Source organism: Butyrivibrio sp. FCS014 (assembly GCF_000526935.1).
Classification (GTDB): domain Bacteria; phylum Bacillota; class Clostridia; order Lachnospirales; family Lachnospiraceae; genus Butyrivibrio.
In genome coordinates, this window is sequence record NZ_JAHA01000019.1 from 402,505 (window position 1) to 418,817 (window position 16,313).

At 46.7% G+C, this 16,313-nt stretch carries 14 protein-coding genes; all 14 read right to left on the minus strand.

Annotated elements, in window-relative coordinates:
- Positions 1–3: 3 nt before the first annotated feature.
- Complete coding sequence (locus tag T456_RS0114740; protein WP_024866783.1) at positions 4–1,380, minus strand: sodium-dependent transporter; 1,377 nt, start codon at positions 1,378–1,380, stop codon at positions 4–6.
- A gap of 119 nt (positions 1,381–1,499) precedes the next feature.
- On the minus strand, positions 1,500–2,639 hold the full coding sequence (locus T456_RS0114745; RefSeq protein WP_024866784.1) for a hypothetical protein: 1,140 nt from the start codon (positions 2,637–2,639) through the stop codon (positions 1,500–1,502).
- Positions 2,640–2,726: 87 nt separating this feature from the next.
- Positions 2,727–3,674: an RluA family pseudouridine synthase gene (locus T456_RS0114750; protein ID WP_024866785.1), complete on the minus strand. Its 948-nt coding sequence runs from the start codon at positions 3,672–3,674 to the stop codon at positions 2,727–2,729.
- A 96-nt stretch (positions 3,675–3,770) separates the two neighbouring features.
- Positions 3,771–4,292 (minus strand): cysteine hydrolase family protein, encoded by a 522-nt coding sequence (locus T456_RS0114755; RefSeq protein ID WP_024866786.1) that lies wholly within the window; start codon positions 4,290–4,292, stop codon positions 3,771–3,773.
- 32 nt (positions 4,293–4,324) lie between these two features.
- Positions 4,325–5,347: a pyruvate kinase gene (gene pyk / locus T456_RS0114760; protein ID WP_330369792.1), complete on the minus strand. Its 1,023-nt coding sequence runs from the start codon at positions 5,345–5,347 to the stop codon at positions 4,325–4,327.
- A gap of 126 nt (positions 5,348–5,473) precedes the next feature.
- Positions 5,474–5,689: a hypothetical protein gene (locus T456_RS0114765; RefSeq protein WP_024866788.1), complete on the minus strand. Its 216-nt coding sequence runs from the start codon at positions 5,687–5,689 to the stop codon at positions 5,474–5,476.
- Between the two features lie 75 nt (positions 5,690–5,764).
- On the minus strand, positions 5,765–8,059 hold the full coding sequence (gene feoB, locus T456_RS0114770; RefSeq protein WP_024866789.1) for a ferrous iron transport protein B: 2,295 nt from the start codon (positions 8,057–8,059) through the stop codon (positions 5,765–5,767).
- A gap of 95 nt (positions 8,060–8,154) precedes the next feature.
- Complete coding sequence (locus tag T456_RS0114775) at positions 8,155–8,376, minus strand: FeoA family protein (RefSeq protein WP_024866790.1); 222 nt, start codon at positions 8,374–8,376, stop codon at positions 8,155–8,157.
- Between the two features lie 24 nt (positions 8,377–8,400).
- Positions 8,401–8,613 carry a FeoA family protein gene (locus T456_RS0114780; protein ID WP_024866791.1) on the minus strand — a complete coding sequence of 71 codons (213 nt, stop codon included), beginning with the start codon at positions 8,611–8,613 and terminating at the stop codon, positions 8,401–8,403.
- 334 nt (positions 8,614–8,947) lie between these two features.
- Positions 8,948–10,336 (minus strand): PhoH family protein, encoded by a 1,389-nt coding sequence (locus tag T456_RS0114785; RefSeq protein ID WP_024866792.1) that lies wholly within the window; start codon positions 10,334–10,336, stop codon positions 8,948–8,950.
- A gap of 161 nt (positions 10,337–10,497) precedes the next feature.
- Positions 10,498–12,144 (minus strand): SulP family inorganic anion transporter, encoded by a 1,647-nt coding sequence (locus tag T456_RS0114790; protein ID WP_024866793.1) that lies wholly within the window; start codon positions 12,142–12,144, stop codon positions 10,498–10,500.
- Positions 12,145–12,308: 164 nt separating this feature from the next.
- Positions 12,309–14,171: a peptide ABC transporter substrate-binding protein gene (locus tag T456_RS0114795; protein WP_024866794.1), complete on the minus strand. Its 1,863-nt coding sequence runs from the start codon at positions 14,169–14,171 to the stop codon at positions 12,309–12,311.
- A 98-nt stretch (positions 14,172–14,269) separates the two neighbouring features.
- Positions 14,270–15,277, minus strand: a complete 1,008-nt coding sequence (locus T456_RS0114800; protein WP_024866795.1) for an ABC transporter ATP-binding protein — start codon at positions 15,275–15,277, stop codon at positions 14,270–14,272.
- A complete protein-coding gene (locus T456_RS0114805) occupies positions 15,274–16,263 on the minus strand; it encodes an ABC transporter ATP-binding protein (protein WP_024866796.1) in 990 nt (329 codons plus the stop codon). The genes T456_RS0114800 and T456_RS0114805 overlap by 4 nt, the downstream gene beginning before the upstream one ends.
- Positions 16,264–16,313 lie beyond the last annotated feature (50 nt).

Below are 16,313 nucleotides of genomic sequence, written 5' to 3' on the forward strand. Positions count from 1 at the left end.
GGTTTACATCTGTATAAATCCAAGTACGTTCAGTATTGCGCTGACAAAGATTATCATAATGAAGATCGGGCAGATAACGCGGATCATGGTGCCGAAAATGCGGCTCCTTCCGAAGGGATGTCCGTCCTGCTCTACTTCCTCCTTGAGTCTTTCAATTCCCATGAACCTTGAGATAAGAATGCAGGTTGCAAGGGCTGCAATAGGCATCATCACTGAGTTTGTAAGGAAGTCAAAGAAATCAAGAAATCCCATTCCGAAAATCGTAACCCCTGCAAGCGGGCCGTTGCCCAGGGAAGAAAGGCTTCCTAAAACGATCATAACAAAGGCCATAAAGAGGGTCGCGTTTCTCCTGCTCCAGCCGAACTCGTCCGCAAAGGTGGACACAGCGCTCTCTGTAAGTGCAATGGCGCTGGTAACTGCCGCAAAAAGAACCAGGGCAAAGAACAATACGCCTATGACCCTGCCAAATCCCATCTGTGCAAATATCTTCGGCATTGTGATGAACATCAGTGAGGGACCTGCCTTGAGCATTCCGGGATCTCCGTCGGAAAAAGCAAATACCGCAGGGATGATCATAAGGCTGGCAAGGATGGCAATCGCGGTGTCAAAGATTTCAACCTGAACCGTGGAGCTGTCGATGCTCACTTCCTTCTTCATATAAGAGCCGAAGGTGATGAGAATTCCCATGGCGATGGACAGGGAATAGAACATCTGCCCCATTGCCGTAACCACCGTCATTATCGAAAAGTCTTTTATATTAGGGATGAAAAGATACGCAACTCCCTTAAGGGCGCCGGGCCTTGTTACCGAGTAAATGCAGATTATGATGGCCAGCACAACCAGCACAGGCATCATCATCTTGGACACTCTCTCGATACCGTTTTCAACTCCCATGAATATTACTCCCAAAGTCAGTGCTGCAAATACAATGAACCACAGCTCTGCTCCGGTTCCGTCGGATATAAAGCTTACAAAAAAGCTGTCGGATGCTATCTCATTTATATCTCCCACCAGGTACTCAAAAAGGTACTTGGTCACCCATCCGCCTATTACCGAATAATAAGGAACGATAAGTATGGGAATTATGGCATTTATCCAGCCTCCTGCAGTCATTAGCTTATTCTTTTTACCAAGTTCGTTAAAGGCGCCCACCGGGCTCTTCTGCGTAGCCCTTCCCACTGCCGTCTCGGCGATGATCATGGTGTAGCCGAAGGTCAACGCAAGAATTATATATACCAAAAGGAAGATCCCGCCGCCGTATTTGGCGCAAAGATACGGGAATCTCCATATATTTCCAAGTCCTACCGATGCTCCGGCAGCTGAAAGCACAAAGCCTATCTTGCCGGAGAAGTTTCCTCTTTTTTTCTGATCCAATTTAATATTCCTCCAAAATCAACATCAGCGGATATTATATCACAATTCAGGCCAAAAAAGAGAACCTTCTCGTCAAAGAAAAGGTTCTCTTTCATTAGGGCTTATATAATATTTATTTAATTGTTTTACTTTGAAACTACCGCAAAGTCGATGATCTCACAGTCATCGTACTCACCGAACAGGGCTGTCATAACAGAATCGTCCTCTACCTGTCCGTTTTCGTCTGCTCCTACATCCCTAATATCTGAGTGATGATAGTAAGTAGCTCCTCCATCGGTGTCATATTCTACAGATGCCTCCTCATCAACAACCAGCCAACCGGGCTCCATTGTGAACTTCTTGATCCAGTGGTTTGATCCTACAAGGAGCATTCCGTCCTTGCTGATGCTAAGGGGATATGCTGTTCCGCCACACTCAACGTATCCAACATACTCAGGTGCGCCGTCTGTGTACTTGTAGATCTCTGCATCAATAGCCTGGTGCTGGCCCTCAACTTCAAAAGCTCCGCTGGCTACCAGAAGAACATCTTCCGAGCCAATAGTTGCATTTGCATAGGCCTGTCCGTCTCCCAGCTTGTCTACGATCTGTGTGAAGGTATCACATCCTGTGATATCCATGGGCTGATGCTCTTCCTCATCATCAGGCATGCCGTATGTGGCCTGCTTGGTCTCATCATACATCTGCTCAGCTATCGCCTGGATGTCGAATCCGTCAAGATCCTTGGCTGAAGTTGAAAGTGAATAGGAAATTCCCACCTCAACGTCATACCAGGTGATAAGATCAACGGTCTCTTCATCTGAAAGGTAGCGGTAACAGTTTCCTTTCATGTTACCATCTGCCCAGTTTGCAAGTGTTACTTCGTCGTTTACAGTCCACTCATAGTAAAGACCTGAAATGTCGCTGTAATTATCTCCTGTAACCTGTGCTCTTGCAGTGTAGCTAAGAGAATCAAGATCAAAAGAAGCCTGGACAAGCTCTCCCGGAACAGGAGCATCAGATTCGGAATCACATTTGCTCCATTTTACGTTTGCTGCTCCCTCGGGCACTTTAAAGAGATTGGGCACTATTGCGCTAGCCTCTTCCTCTGTGATGTCGTGCCAGGGATTTGCCAATCCCACAACTTCCTGGGGCTGTGATTCCGCTTCCTGTGCTGTCTCGGCTGCAGGTTCTGCCTCAGCCTGTGCAGCTGTATCTGCCTGCTGTCCGCAAGCTACCATGGACAAAGCCATGATTCCTGCCATTGTCATAACAATAATCCTTTTCATAATACATTCCTCCTCAAATGGTTTATTTTAACTACCTGTTCTTTTATACGACTTACAAACATTTGTGGCAAATAAATTTTCTATAAATTAGAAAACATCGATATTATGCGGCAAAAGAACCGCCATATCGGGCGGAAGAGGTGCGTCAAAAGACATCTCACGTCCCGTTACCGGATGAATGAATTCAAGGTGATAAGCGTGAAGGGCTGCCCGCATCATGCCGCGGCTGTTTGCTATCTCTTTTCCATAGAAATAGTCCCCAAGAAGCGGGTGGCCCATGTATTGCATGTGAACCCTGATCTGATGGGTCCTGCCTGTGTCCAGCCTAAGCCGCACCAGGGCGTAGTCCTCAAACTGCGAGATAACCTTGTAGTGGGTCACGGCTCTTTTCCCGTCGGGGCGAACTTCCCTTACCATGCGCTGGCCGTCCCGGGAGGCTATTGGTGCGTCAATGGTTCCTTCTTTTTGAGCAAAAGAGCCATCGCAGACAGCCAGATACTCTTTTCTCCTGGACATGCTCTCCTTCTGGTTCGAGAGCACTGCGGCGCTGTGCCGGTTCTTGGCAAAGATGATAAGGCCGGAGGTCTCACGGTCAAGCCTTCCTATGGTCCTTATGACATGGTTTTGTCCGCTCCGTTGGTAGTAGCCGGCAAGAGCGTTGGACAGTGAATCCTTAAAATGGGCATATGAGGGATGAACCACCATGTCCCCGGGCTTATTTATAAGGATGATGTCCTCGTCCTCGTAGACGATGTCGATAGGCGTATCCGAGGGGACTATTTCAGATGAATTGTCCGTGTCCTCGTAGATCCGGACCTTCAGAATATCTCCGGGATACAGGAGGTCTTTTACCAGGGCCTTTCTATAACCTTCGCCAACTCCTGCTGCCATAACGCCATCCTCAAACTGCTTGCAGCGGGTGATCTCCTTGGCGGACATGTTAAGTTTATGCCGCAAAATATCGCGGACAGCCATAGGGCCGTCCGCTTCGGTCAGCATATATTTAATTTCACGAATGTTTGACTGATCGGGCATATATCTCCTCGCAGGATAAATGGTAAATCGCGATATCTGTTACAGGCTGTATGTTGTGGTGTACCTGGAAGCCTGTTTCCAACAGGACACTTTTTCTCAGGGCATCTGTATCTGGCAGGATCTCATGGTCTCAAGAGCTGCCTCGTGCTTCTCTACTGTTACTCCGGCGCAGCAGGAAGGATCAACGCTGATCTTTACTTCCGGCATGAAGGCCTTGAGCATAAGTGCATTGGAGACTACGCAGATGTCGGTGCAAAGGCCAACCATCTCTATCTCGATCTCCTCTGTGTCAGCGATGGCCTTAATATCTTTTGCCAGTTCTGTTGAGCCAAAGGTGGGCTTGTTGTAAACTCTGGCGCCTTCAAGAGCCTCCTGCAGGGACTTGTCAAATTCCCAGCCCTCTGTGCCTTCGATGCAATGCTCGACAGGAAGGTTATGCCCCTCCTGAGTGCTCATGTAATCCGGCTGGTGGGTATCCTTTGTGGCGAAGACATCCTTGATGTCGTAGGATTTGATCTTTTCAAGAACTGCCGGCACAATGGCTACAGCTTCTTTGGTTCCAAGGGCTCCGTCGATGAAGTCCTTCTGCATGTCGATTACTACAAGTATTTTTCTCATAATTTCCTCCCGTGTGGTGTGTATTCTTTTTTTCATTTATAAACTGAACAAGCATCAGCTGCAGCCCCGGCTGTTTTTGAAAGATAGCGGATAACTTCCACTGGGTACTCTCCCACCGCAGTCTCTCCGGTCACCATTACAGAAGAAGCGCCGTCAGCCACAGCATTGTAGATGTCGCTCACCTCAGCTCTGGTAGGGACCTTACTGTGCTCCATTGAGAAAAGCATCTGCGTCACCACCATAAAGGGCTTGTTATGCTCCCTGCAGATCTTCGCAATGCTTTTCTGGGCTCCCGGGAGCTCCCACAGCGGCATTGCATTTCCAAGGTCTCCTCTGGCTATGATGATCTCGTCCGTATAAGGCAGGAAGCTTTTAAGGTTCCGAACTCCTGTCAGATTCTCTATCTTGGCGTAGATCCTAAGATTCTCCCCTGCTGCTTTTCTGACCTCTTTAAGGTCATCAGCGCTCCTGACAAATGGCTGCATGACTCCTGTGATTCCAAGTTTTTTTGCATACTTTAAATTCTCAAGATCGCACTCTGTCAAAGCCGGCATATCATCTATATTCAGGCCTTTTATTGCTACACTCTTGCGCCCTTTAAGTGTACCGCCGAGAAGAACTTTAGCTTCTGCCGCATTCTCTTTTGCCTTAGTCACTACGGCCAGTATCCTGCCGTCATCAAGAAGCACTTCCTGATCAGGAGATAGTTTTCTTAAGATTCTCGGATCTATGCAGATAACATTATCCGGATCAGTTTCTGAGGTAATGCCTGACGCTTTTTCCTGTCTGATATGAAGGATGACGCCTTCTTTAAGCTCAAGCGGTTCCTTTAAGTCTCCTATTCGAAGCTCCGGCCCCTGCATGTCTATAAGTATCTTTGGAGTGATCCCAATGGCTTTTGCAGCTCTCTGAATTCTTCTTATGCTCTCTTCGCAGTCAGCAAGCATGACATGGGACAGATTTATCCTTATCCCCGTCATTCCCTCTTTAAACATGGCTTTAAGCACTTCTTCGTCATCGCAGGAAGGCCCAAGTGTACCGAATATATCTACCATAGGCATTCACCTTTTCTTTATTAGTATCCTTATCTATTATATTGGTTTTTGCTGCAAATTAAAGCCCCCCGTACCACCTGATACGAAGGGCCTTATCGCTATGATTATATTTATATCATATTCTCCTTATTTCACTGCCGCGCCGCTCCCGGCATTGCAGCTGCATCCTTTGGTCTTGGATGAAGCAGAGCACCCGGAGCATCCGCTGCAGCTTCCGCCGCATCCGGCACATCCGCCGCCGGAAAGCTCACGCTTAAACTGCCTTAAAGTGCTGCGCCCGGCAAAAAACAAGGCTACAACCAGTGCGATAATGACTATCGCGTTTCCTATAATAGATGCCATATCGCACCTCCTTTCATTGTGTAAACCATATCAGACAGGCATCAAAACTGCCCTGTCTTATCATTTCAAAGCACATTATGCTGTCATCTTTACAGCCATCTCTTTTCCCTCGCCCTCAGCGGCCTGGTAGCCCTTGCGGAAGATGAGATATAAAAGTCCGCCAAGAAGGATGACTCCTACGATGGTTCCGATTCCAAAGGAAACTTCGCCGACAATAAGTCCACCTATATTATACACGATAAGTGCAAGTACATATGCCCAGCCTGTCATGTATCCGATTGCAGCCCATGTCCACTTTGCGTTGTTCATCTCACGCTTGATGGCACCGATAGCTGCAAAGCAGGGAGCACAAAGAAGGTTGAAGATCATGAATGCAAAAGCTGCAATAGGTGTGTAATCAGCTGCGACTCTGTCCCAGATCTGCTCACCTTCCTCGCCAAGCTCATCTTCTCCGTCCATATCGTCATAATTGTAAAGTACACCGAAGGTTCCTACAACCTCCTCTTTTGCTACAAGACCTGTTACTGTAGCAACTGTAGGTTTCCAGTTACCAAAGCCAAGGGGCTTGAATACGAAGGATACTGCATTTCCAACATTTGCAAGAAGAGAAGCATCCATTGCATTTACGTCTTCAACAGGAACATCCATCCTGTCTGCCAGCTGCTCAACATAAGCCTCTGTCACAACTGATTCATCCTCAAAGAGATTATCAACCATTCCGAAGTGACCGTTAACTGATCCGAAGCTTGAAAGGAACCAGATGATAACTGAGGAAACTACGATAACGCTGCCGGCTCTCTTAATGAAGGACCAGCCTCTCTCCCAGGTTGCACGAAGCACACCTGTGATTGAAGGAACGTGGTAAGCGGGAAGCTCCATAACGAAGGGAGCGGGAATACCTGCAAATGCCTTGAACTTCTTGAGAATGATTCCGGAAAGAATGATTGAACCGATTCCGATGAAGTAAGCTGATGTTGCAATCCAGGGTGATCCGCCGAATACTGCACCTGCGATAAGTCCGATGATAGGAAGCTTAGCTCCGCAGGGCATAAAGGTTGTTGTCATGATGGTCATCTTACGGTCACGCTCGTTCTCAATTGTACGGCTGGCCATAACACCGGGAACTCCGCATCCTGTTGCTACAAGGCAAGGGATGAAGGACTTTCCTGAAAGACCGAACTGTCTGAAGATACGGTCCATAACGAATGCAACACGGGCCATATATCCGATATCCTCAAGGATTGACAGAAGCAGGAAAAGAACCAGCATCTGAGGAACGAATCCGATAACAGCACCAACACCTGCAACAATACCATCCTGAATAAGTCCGTAAAGGACTGAACCCTCTTCTACATGAAGAGCAGTAAGGATTGTGTCAAAGAATCCGGGAACCCACTCACCGAAGATAACGTCGTTTGTAAAATCAGTAGCCATAGTTCCGATGGAAACGCTCCATCCACCCATGGCAATGGCATAGATGAATGCCATAACAAGTACGAATATAGGAAGACCGAGAATTCTGTTGGTAACGATCTTATCAATCTTATCCGAAACAGAAAGCTCTCCCTTAGCACGGCCCTTCTTAACAGCCGTTTTAGTAACAGAAGTAATGTAGCTGTATCTCTCATTGGTGATAATGGACTCTGAATCATCGTCCATTGCCTTCTCACACTCTTTTACCACATCTTCTACAGCCTTAAGCTGATCAGAAGTAAGATGGAGCTCTTTTACCGCCTTCTCATCTCTCTCGAAAGCCTTAACAGCATTCCAGCGAAGGAATTTCTCATCGCAGCTTCCCTTAAGAATACCCTCAATCTTAACAATCGCAGCCTCAACATCGCCGCTGAGCACCTGCTTTTTGGCAGCAACTGTTCCGGCTTTGGCAGCGGTTACTGCTTTCTTGATAAGGGAATCTGTTCCCTCCCCCTTAAGGGCTGACAGCTCAACAACTTCACAGCCAAGGGCATCTGAAAGAGCCTTTATATCAATCTTGTCACCGTTCTTGCGGACAAGATCCATCATGTTAAGAGCTATAACCATTGGAATGTTCAGCTCAAGAAGCTGAGTTGTAAGATACAGGTTACGCTCGATGTTGGTTCCGTCAACGATATTGATGATGGCATCGGGCTTCTCTGTAACAAGATAGGTTCTTGAAACTACCTCTTCAAGAGTATAGGGAGAAAGAGAATAGATACCGGGAAGATCCTGTATCACAACATCTTTGTACTCTGCCCCCTTAAGTTTTCCTTCCTTCTTCTCTACAGTAACACCGGGCCAGTTACCAACATACTGCCTGCTTCCTGTGAGATCATTAAAAAGTGTTGTTTTACCACTGTTGGGATTCCCCGCAAGTGCAATCTTTAATTCCATTACTGCCTCCTTAACCTTTTACGTGTTAGCAAATGCTTACACATTCCTCAAAAATAACTGCATATCCTCTTATATATGCAGCTCAAATCCAGATCTTATTCAACTTCGATAAATTCAGCATCTGCCTTACGTACTGTAAGCTCATAGCCTCTGACGGTAAGCTCGATAGGATCTCCTAAAGGAGCTACCTTTCTGACGTTCACTTCAGTTCCCTTGGTCAGTCCCATGTCCATGATCCTGCGCCTTGTGGGTCCCTCTCCGTGAAGCTTAACAACCTTAGCGGTCGCCCCGATCTCAACATCTCTCAGTGTCTTCATCGCTCTCTTCTCCCTCTTAGATAATTATATAAGTATGCGGTTAGCAAGGCTCTTGTCCAGAGCTATTCTGCTGTCCTTCACATTTACGATCAGGTTTCCGCCATTCTTATTCACTATTGTAACTTCTTCTCCCACAACGAACCCGAGAGTAGCCATGTGCTGTTTGATCTCATCGGTTCCCGTAATCTTCTGTATCTTAACCAGTTTCCCGTTATCGGCCATTGTAAGCGGCATCATCAGTACCTCGCTTTCAAATAGTGTTAGTAATTACTAACCATTTTTATAATGCACAATCGCACAGTTATCGCATTTCTGCGTTACCCTTTGCTAACTTTCACATAAAGATTATTCCTTTTGAAAAGAAATGTCAATAAAGAATCCATATTTTTCATCAACTTCAGCATTATTTAATAATAAAAAGAGTGCCATACACATTTTTTGTGAAATATGCAATAGCACTCATTTTACGCAATTTAGTTTTGTTAGATTAGACTAACTAGCTTGATACAATTTAATCGTTCTCAAGAACAAAACCTGCTCACATATTTATTAACTATCTTTTTCATACACTTTATCCCTTTTTGTCTCTCATCCTCTCGACGGCATCCATAGCCAGGCGGCTTCGCTCGCATTCCGAGGCAGACAGGGAAATCTGCCATGCAAGAGGACTGCCCTTCATATGCTCTGAAGCATAGGACAAACCGTTGGTCCTCTCGTCAAGGAAAGGCCTGTCTATCTGGTTGGGGTCACCAAGGAGAATGATCTTGGTGTCCTTACCGGCTCTGGTAATGATACCCTTCGCCTGTGTGGGAGTCATATTCTGAGCTTCATCAATGATCAGGTAAGTCTTGAGGATGGATCTTCCTCTTATGAAGTTCAGGGCTTCACACTGAACAATTCCCCGCTCAAATACTTCATCGGTCTTCCCCTGCAGCTCTTTCTCATCCTTGTAGCGCTCTTCTTCATTGGAATCAATGAGCTGCTCCAGGTTATCTATAATGGGTCTCATCAAAGGTGAAATCTTCTCCTGCTCATCGCCGGGAAGAAATCCGATGTCATCGTCAAACTGAGAATTAGGTCTGCACACCAGGATTCTTCTGTATTCACCTGTTGGACGGTTGATCATCTTCTCAAGTCCTACAGCCAGTGAATAGAAGGTCTTAGCAGTTCCCGCCATACCCTTTACGATTACCAGCGGAGCAACTTCTGCGGGCTGCATAAGCGCTTCCTGCAAGAAGTACTGACCGGCATTTCTTGGTTTAACACCATAGGGCTGGCTCTTCTCAAATTCCAGTTTCCTGATCATGCCCTTGCATACACGGCCCATCTGGGTCTTGTTGGTGGACTGATCAGCTCTTACAACAACAAACTCATTTTCATACAGTTCAGGTTCGCAGCGGTTACCCTCCTCGTCACAACAGTACACCTGATCAACAGGGATTCCTTTCTTCTTGAAATCCTTAAAGATTTCCTCCGGAGCATATACATCAATTCTGCCGCTGTACTGCTCTCCATCTCCCACAACCTGCTCAGTTGTGAAGTCCTCGGCCTTGATGTTAAGAAGCTGTGCCTTGATCCTCATCAGGATATCCTTGGTAACAAGGATCACCTGCTCCTTCCTGCTCTCCTTAAGCCCCTTGCATACCTTGAGAATACGGTTGTCGGATTTGTACTCAGACATATCCCTGGGAAGCTCAACATCTTTAAAGTTCTTCTCAATCCTGAGAAGTCCTCCCTTATCCAGCTCCACACCCGCAACCAGATCTCCTGCTCCTCTTAGCTGTTCGAGAATCCTGATCGCTTCTCTCACATTGGCTCCACGCTCACCTTCATCCCTCTTGTGAGTGTCAAGCTCCTCTAAGACTACCAGCGGAAGAACGACCTCGTTATCATCAAAGCACTTAAGAGCATGAGGTGCCTGAATCAAAACGTTGGTGTCCAGTACGTAGATCTTCTTCATGCGTAGGTCCCCCTCTATTTGTATGACTTGTAAGAATATTATACCATATATTGTGGTATTGTGTATTTTTTTATTCATTTCCCGAAAGATGCTCAGGCAAAAGAAAAATCGCCTCCCCGAAGGAAGGCGACCAGTATTTATCAGTATTGAAAAAATTTGTATCAGATCTCTGCAGCTCTTTTCAGGGCTTCATCAATGTGTGGCTGGAAGTTCTCGCGGCCCACAAGGTCTACGAAACCGTCCTTTTCCATGGTACTCATGGGCTGTTCGTTGACGTGTGAGAATACAAGCTGCACGCCGTTAGCCTTACATCTCTCATAAAGCTGCTCAAAAGAGTGCATGGCTGTGGCATCAATAGCGGGAACTCCACGCATACGGATTACCAGTGCTCTTGTGAAATCCTTGAAACCGATCTGTGCGATGAGGTCTGCATCTCCGAAGAACATAGGACCACTGATCTCGTACACACGAACATGCTTAGGGATGTCCTTAAGCTCGGGGCCGTCGGGGTCATCATCGGGATCGTAGTACTTCCATCCGCGGATCCCGGATTCGTCGCTCATCCTCTTCATGAACAGGAGGCACGCCAGAACCATGCCGATCTCGATAGCTACAACAAGGTCAAATACTACTGTAAGCACAAAGGTTATAACAAGCACAAACACATCGCTCTTGGGAGCTGTCTTGCACAGATGTACGAAAGTTCTCCACTGGCACATATTGTAAGCTACCATAAACAGGATTGCCGCAATGGTAGGCATGGGAATAAGTGCTGCATAAGGCATGAGGACCACAAGAACCAGAACAAGGCAAAGAGCATGAACCATACCTGCAATAGGGGTTCTTCCGCCGTTCTTGATATTTGCTGCCGTACGGGCTATGGCGCCGGTTGCGGGAATACCTCCAAACAGTGCTGAGCCGATATTACCTGCGCCCTGGGCAATAAGTTCCATATTTGATCTGTGGTGGCTGTTGATCATACTGTCAGCAACAACGCAGGACAAAAGAGATTCGATAGCAGCCAGGATTGCGATGGTAAAGCCATCTCCTGCCACGGAGCGGAGCATGCTGAAATCAAAGGAAGGAATCTTCAGTGAAGGAAGTCCTGCTCTTATCTCATAGAGATCTCCGATGGTGTTTACATGAAGGCCAAGGCCCTTAACCATAAGGATGCCAGCAAGTACTGCCACAAGAGATCCGGGGATCTTCTTGCTTACCTTAGGCCATACAATCTGGATCAAAAGACATATCACTCCAACCAGCACTGCTGATAAATTTACGGTGCCGAAGTTGGCAATAATAGCCTTTACCTTCTCCATTGTCTCAACTGTTACGGTTCCCGCAGGATAAGTAAGACCAAGGAAATCCTTGATCTGTCCAACAAGGATCGTAACTGCGATACCGGCTGTAAATCCGGTTGTTATTGTATAAGGGATGAACTTGATAAGGGTTCCCAGTCTGAAGACACCCATCAGGATCAGAAGGATTCCGGCGAATATGGTCGCAAGAGCCAGTCCCTCCATTCCCTTGGTAGCCACGATTCCGGCTACGATTGTGGCAAAAGCCGCTGTAGGTCCTGCAATCTGTACTCTGCTTCCACCAAGAAAAGAGATGATAAATCCGGCTACAATTGCTGTGTAAAGGCCCTCCTCGGGGCCAACACCGGAAGCCAGTGCAAGAGCGATGGAAAGCGGAAGCGCTATGATGGCTACTATCACACCTGCCACAACGTCAGAAGCAAACTGCTTGCCGCTGTAATTCTTCATGTTGGAAAAAAGCATTGGTTTAAGCTTATCCTGAGATCCCATAAAATCCTCCCAAAAATCACATCTAATAAGTAAAATTCCAAAAAGTAATTATATTCTTCTGTATTTTAGCCGTCAATCAACGAAATGCCAAAAAAAGGGCCGCGCTTGCGCGCGACCCTTGTAATTCTGCATATAGGCAGGTCCGATGTAGACTAACGTCGAAATCAGCCTGTGATTGTGCAGTACATGAAGTACTTGTATCCAAGAGGACTTGAGAAGAATCCGGATACATTGCTGCTGATCATGTAAAGATCTGTGTAGTAGTAGATAGGGCAGATGCAGCCTGTTGACATAAGAAGGTCCTCAGCTCTGTGCATAAGCTCATAGCGAGTCTTTGTGTCTGTGCAGGTCTTGATGTCTGAGATGATAACATCATATGTCTCAGCCCATGTGCCGTTCTCAACCTTTGTGTCATATCCAAGATCTGTGATGTCAAGTGAGTAAGCCTTAACGTTAGCGTTGTCGCCCTTACCGAACTGAACATCGTTGTTACCTGACTGTGTTGTCCACATATCAAGGAATGAAATAGGATCGTTGTAGTCACCAAGCCAACCGTTACGAGCGATTGAGTAGTTACCTGCCTTACGTGTATCAAGGAATGTAGCCCACTCCTGGTTCTCAAGGTTCATTGTGATGCCGATACCTGCGAAAGTAGCCTGAATAGCCTCAGCAATTGCCTTGTGTCCCTCTGATGTGTTGTAGAGGTATGTAAGTGTAGGGAAGTCTGTGAACTGCTGTGTTGCATCATCAAATGTGTAGTACTTCTTAAGTGTCTCGAGAGCTGACTCCCAGTTTGACTCGTAAGCATCCTCAGTTACATCATAGTAACCTGTGAAGCTGTTTCCGCCTGCGTTCTGATAGAACTGTGATCCGTCAGCATCTGTAAGACCCATAGCTACGAATGAAGAAGCAGGAACCTGTCCACCCTGTGCTACGTCGTTAACGATGTAGTTTCTGTCGATAAGAAGTGCAAGTGCGTTACGAACTTCGTTCTCAGCGTTAACCTTGTCTGCACCTGTAAGTGTGTTTGATGCAGGAAGGATCTCTTCATTTACGTTCCAGCATACATAGTATGTTCCAAGCTGACCTGCTGTTACGAACTCATCAGGATATTTCTCCTTAAGAGAAGCGATCTCGTTTGTAGGAACGTCATCGATCATCTGCCAGTCACCGTTCTCGAAGTTAGCGAGCTGGTTGTTAGCATCATCTGAAAGGTAGAAGTTGATCTCGTTCATTGTTACCTTATCAGCATCATAGAAGTTATCGTTCTTTGTGATGGTGATCAGGGAGTTGTGATCCCAGCTTGTCATTGTGTAAGCACCGTTACATACATATGTTGAAGGATCTGTAGCCCATGCTTCGTTAGCAACTACGTCCTCACGAACAGGCATGTATGTAGGGAATGCAAGGAGCTCATCCCAGTAAGCTACTGTATTTGCAAGAGTTACTTCAAGAGTCTTGTCATCAATAGCTTTTACATTAAGTGTGCCGTCTTCATAACCGTCAACAACCTCGAACATGTAGCCATAGTCAGCTGCTGTCTCGGGAGCGATTGCACGGTTCCATGCAAATACGAAGTCACCTGCTGTTACAGGCTGTCCGTCTGACCATGTAAGGCCATCTCTAAGTGTGTAGGTGTAAGTTACTGTACCGTCATCATTGGTAACACCTTCAACAAGCTCCTCTGCGCAGTCAGGCTGAAGCTCAAGGTTGCCGCTGGCATCAAGGCCCCACTTTGCAAGACCTGAGAAGAGGTGGTTGATAAGTGTAGCACCGTCTACTGCAGAGTTAAGAGCGGGATCAAGTGATGCGGGCTCAGATGCAAGACAAACATTGATTGTCTGCTCTCCTACAGGCTCAGCTGCAGGTGCCTCTGCCTGAGTGTCAGCTGCTGTATCAGCAGGTGCTGCCTCAGTAGCCTGAGTATCTGTTGATGCAGGTGCCTCAGTTGTAGCGCTGTTGCCGCAAGCAGCAAGGCTCAGTACCATGCATGATGCAAGTACTAAAGAAACTAACTTCTTTTTCATAATTTTCCTCCTTATTATGAATGTGATTTATAAAAAATACGGTTTTCACCATATTCTTTACCATTTTATCATAGCTGAAGTACTTCTTAAAAAACTGTTTAGTTAAGGACGATCTTAGTCTGGATCTTGGATACGTCTTCAATATGGTGGCAGGCCACGAAGTGGTCCTTGCTAACTTCCGTAAACTCAGGCATTGAAGCTGCGCAAGCCTCATCCGCATAAGGGCATCTTGTACGGAAAGGACATCCGGAAGGTGCATTCAAAGGGCTTGGAATATCGCCGGAAAGAACGATACGCTTATTGGCCCTTGCAATCTTGGGATCCGGAATAGGCACTGCGGAGATCAGTGATTTGCTGTAGGGATGAAGAGGATTGTCGTAAATCTCATTGGCATCCGCCAGCTCAACCATCTTGCCAAGGTACATAACCGCAATTCTGTCACTTATATGTCTCACAACCAGAAGATCGTGGGCAATGAACAGATATGTAAGACCCAGCTTGTCCTGGAGTTCGTCAAACATGTTGATAACCTGCGCCTGGATTGAAACGTCAAGGGCTGATACAGGCTCGTCGCAGACAATAAATTCGGGATTAACCGCAAGAGCTCTTGCAATTCCGATTCTCTGTCTCTGTCCGCCGGAGAACTCATGAGCATATCTTGATGCATGCTCGGAGTTAAGTCCGACGTAGTTCATAAGTTCAAGGATGCGCTCTCTTCTCTCCTCCTTGGAGCTGCACAGATTATGTACATCAAGAGGCTCTCCGATAATGTCTGATACTGTCATCCTGGGGTTCAGTGAGGAATAGGGATCCTGGAAAACCATGGTGGCCTTTTTCCTGAACTCATGGATGTCTTCTTTGGTCTTGATGAGCTTGCCGTCATACCAGATCTCACCTGCCGTGGGCTTATAGAGATTGAGGATCGTACGTCCCACAGTGGTCTTACCACAACCTGACTCTCCTACAAGGCCAAGGGTCTCTCCCTTTTTAATGGTAAAAGAGACATCATCTACCGCCTTAAGCGGCTTGGTCTTAAAGAATCCAACGTTAACGTTGAAATACTCCTTAAGGTGTTTTATCTCAACAAGGTTTTTGTTCTCGCTCATGCTTTTTCACCGCCTTCCATCTGCTTTTTCACATTCATCCAGCAGCCTGCCGCATGATCGTCATTTATCTGCATACGCTCAGCTCTCTCTCTGAGGCAGATCTTCATAGCATTGTCACATCTTGGAGCAAACGGGCATCCCTTGGGCATGTTAAGAAGGTCAATGGGAGTTCCCGAGATGGGCTCCAGTTTCTGACCGTCATTACCCTCTGTAGGGATTGAACGAAGAAGTCCCTTAGTATATTCGTGGCAGGGATTATAGAACACCTCATCGGCAGTTCCCTGCTCACAGATGGAGCCTGCATACATAACAATTACTTCGTCACACATCTGAGCCACAACACCAAGGTCATGAGTGATCATGATAATGGCCATTCCCAGCTCTTCCTGAAGTGATTTCATAAGATCCAGGATCTGGGCCTGAATGGTTACGTCAAGAGCTGTTGTGGGCTCATCCGCAATAAGAATATCCGGTTCACAGGCCAGCGCCATGGCGATCATAACACGCTGTCTCATACCACCTGAGAACTCATGAGGATACTGGTTCATTCTCTTTTCAGGCTCATTCACGTTAACGAGCTTAAGCATCTCGATAGCTCTTTCACGGGCCTGTTCTTTATTTCTGTCTGTATGGAGGAGAATAGCCTCCATAAGCTGATGTCCGATAGTATAAGTAGGATTGAGGGATGTCATGGGGTCCTGGAAAATGATGGAAACCTTATTTCCGCGGACTGTCTTCATGACCTTCTCACCCGCACCCACAAGTTCCTGTCCGTCAAGTTTGATGGAACCCGATACGATGCGGCCGGTGCCTGCCAGTATCTGCATGATCGAGTATGCCGTTACCGACTTGCCGCTTCCCGACTCTCCTACGATTCCCAGAACTTTTCCCCTGTCCAGGTCAAAAGATATACCGTTAACTGCCTTTACCTCACCGGCATCCGTAAAGAATGAGGTATGCAGATCTCTTACTTCCAAAAGATTCATTGATAGTGCCTCCGATTTATAATAGAATTTCGCTTGCGAAATTCTCGCGC

Excerpts from the sequence above, each read along its gene's own strand:
- T456_RS0114755 (WP_024866786.1), bottom strand. The coding sequence starts at position 4,292 with ATGAGAAAAATACTTGTAGTAATCGACATGCAGAAGGACTTCATCGAC.
- T456_RS0114750 (WP_024866785.1), bottom strand. The coding sequence starts at position 3,674 with ATGCCCGATCAGTCAAACATTCGTGAAATTAAATATATGCTGACCGAA.
- T456_RS0114745 (WP_024866784.1), bottom strand. The coding sequence starts at position 2,639 with ATGAAAAGGATTATTGTTATGACAATGGCAGGAATCATGGCTTTGTCC.
- pyk (WP_330369792.1), bottom strand. The coding sequence starts at position 5,347 with ATGGTAGATATATTCGGTACACTTGGGCCTTCCTGCGATGACGAAGAA.
- T456_RS0114795 (WP_024866794.1), bottom strand. The coding sequence starts at position 14,171 with ATGAAAAAGAAGTTAGTTTCTTTAGTACTTGCATCATGCATGGTACTG.
- T456_RS0114765 (WP_024866788.1), bottom strand. The coding sequence starts at position 5,689 with ATGGCATCTATTATAGGAAACGCGATAGTCATTATCGCACTGGTTGTA.
- T456_RS0114800 (WP_024866795.1), bottom strand. The coding sequence starts at position 15,277 with ATGAGCGAGAACAAAAACCTTGTTGAGATAAAACACCTTAAGGAGTAT.
- T456_RS0114790 (WP_024866793.1), bottom strand. The coding sequence starts at position 12,144 with ATGGGATCTCAGGATAAGCTTAAACCAATGCTTTTTTCCAACATGAAG.
- T456_RS0114780 (WP_024866791.1), bottom strand. The coding sequence starts at position 8,613 with ATGATGCCGCTTACAATGGCCGATAACGGGAAACTGGTTAAGATACAG.
- T456_RS0114805 (WP_024866796.1), bottom strand. The coding sequence starts at position 16,263 with ATGAATCTTTTGGAAGTAAGAGATCTGCATACCTCATTCTTTACGGAT.
- feoB (WP_024866789.1), bottom strand. The coding sequence starts at position 8,059 with ATGGAATTAAAGATTGCACTTGCGGGGAATCCCAACAGTGGTAAAACA.
- T456_RS0114785 (WP_024866792.1), bottom strand. The coding sequence starts at position 10,336 with ATGAAGAAGATCTACGTACTGGACACCAACGTTTTGATTCAGGCACCT.
- T456_RS0114775 (WP_024866790.1), bottom strand. The coding sequence starts at position 8,376 with ATGAAGACACTGAGAGATGTTGAGATCGGGGCGACCGCTAAGGTTGTT.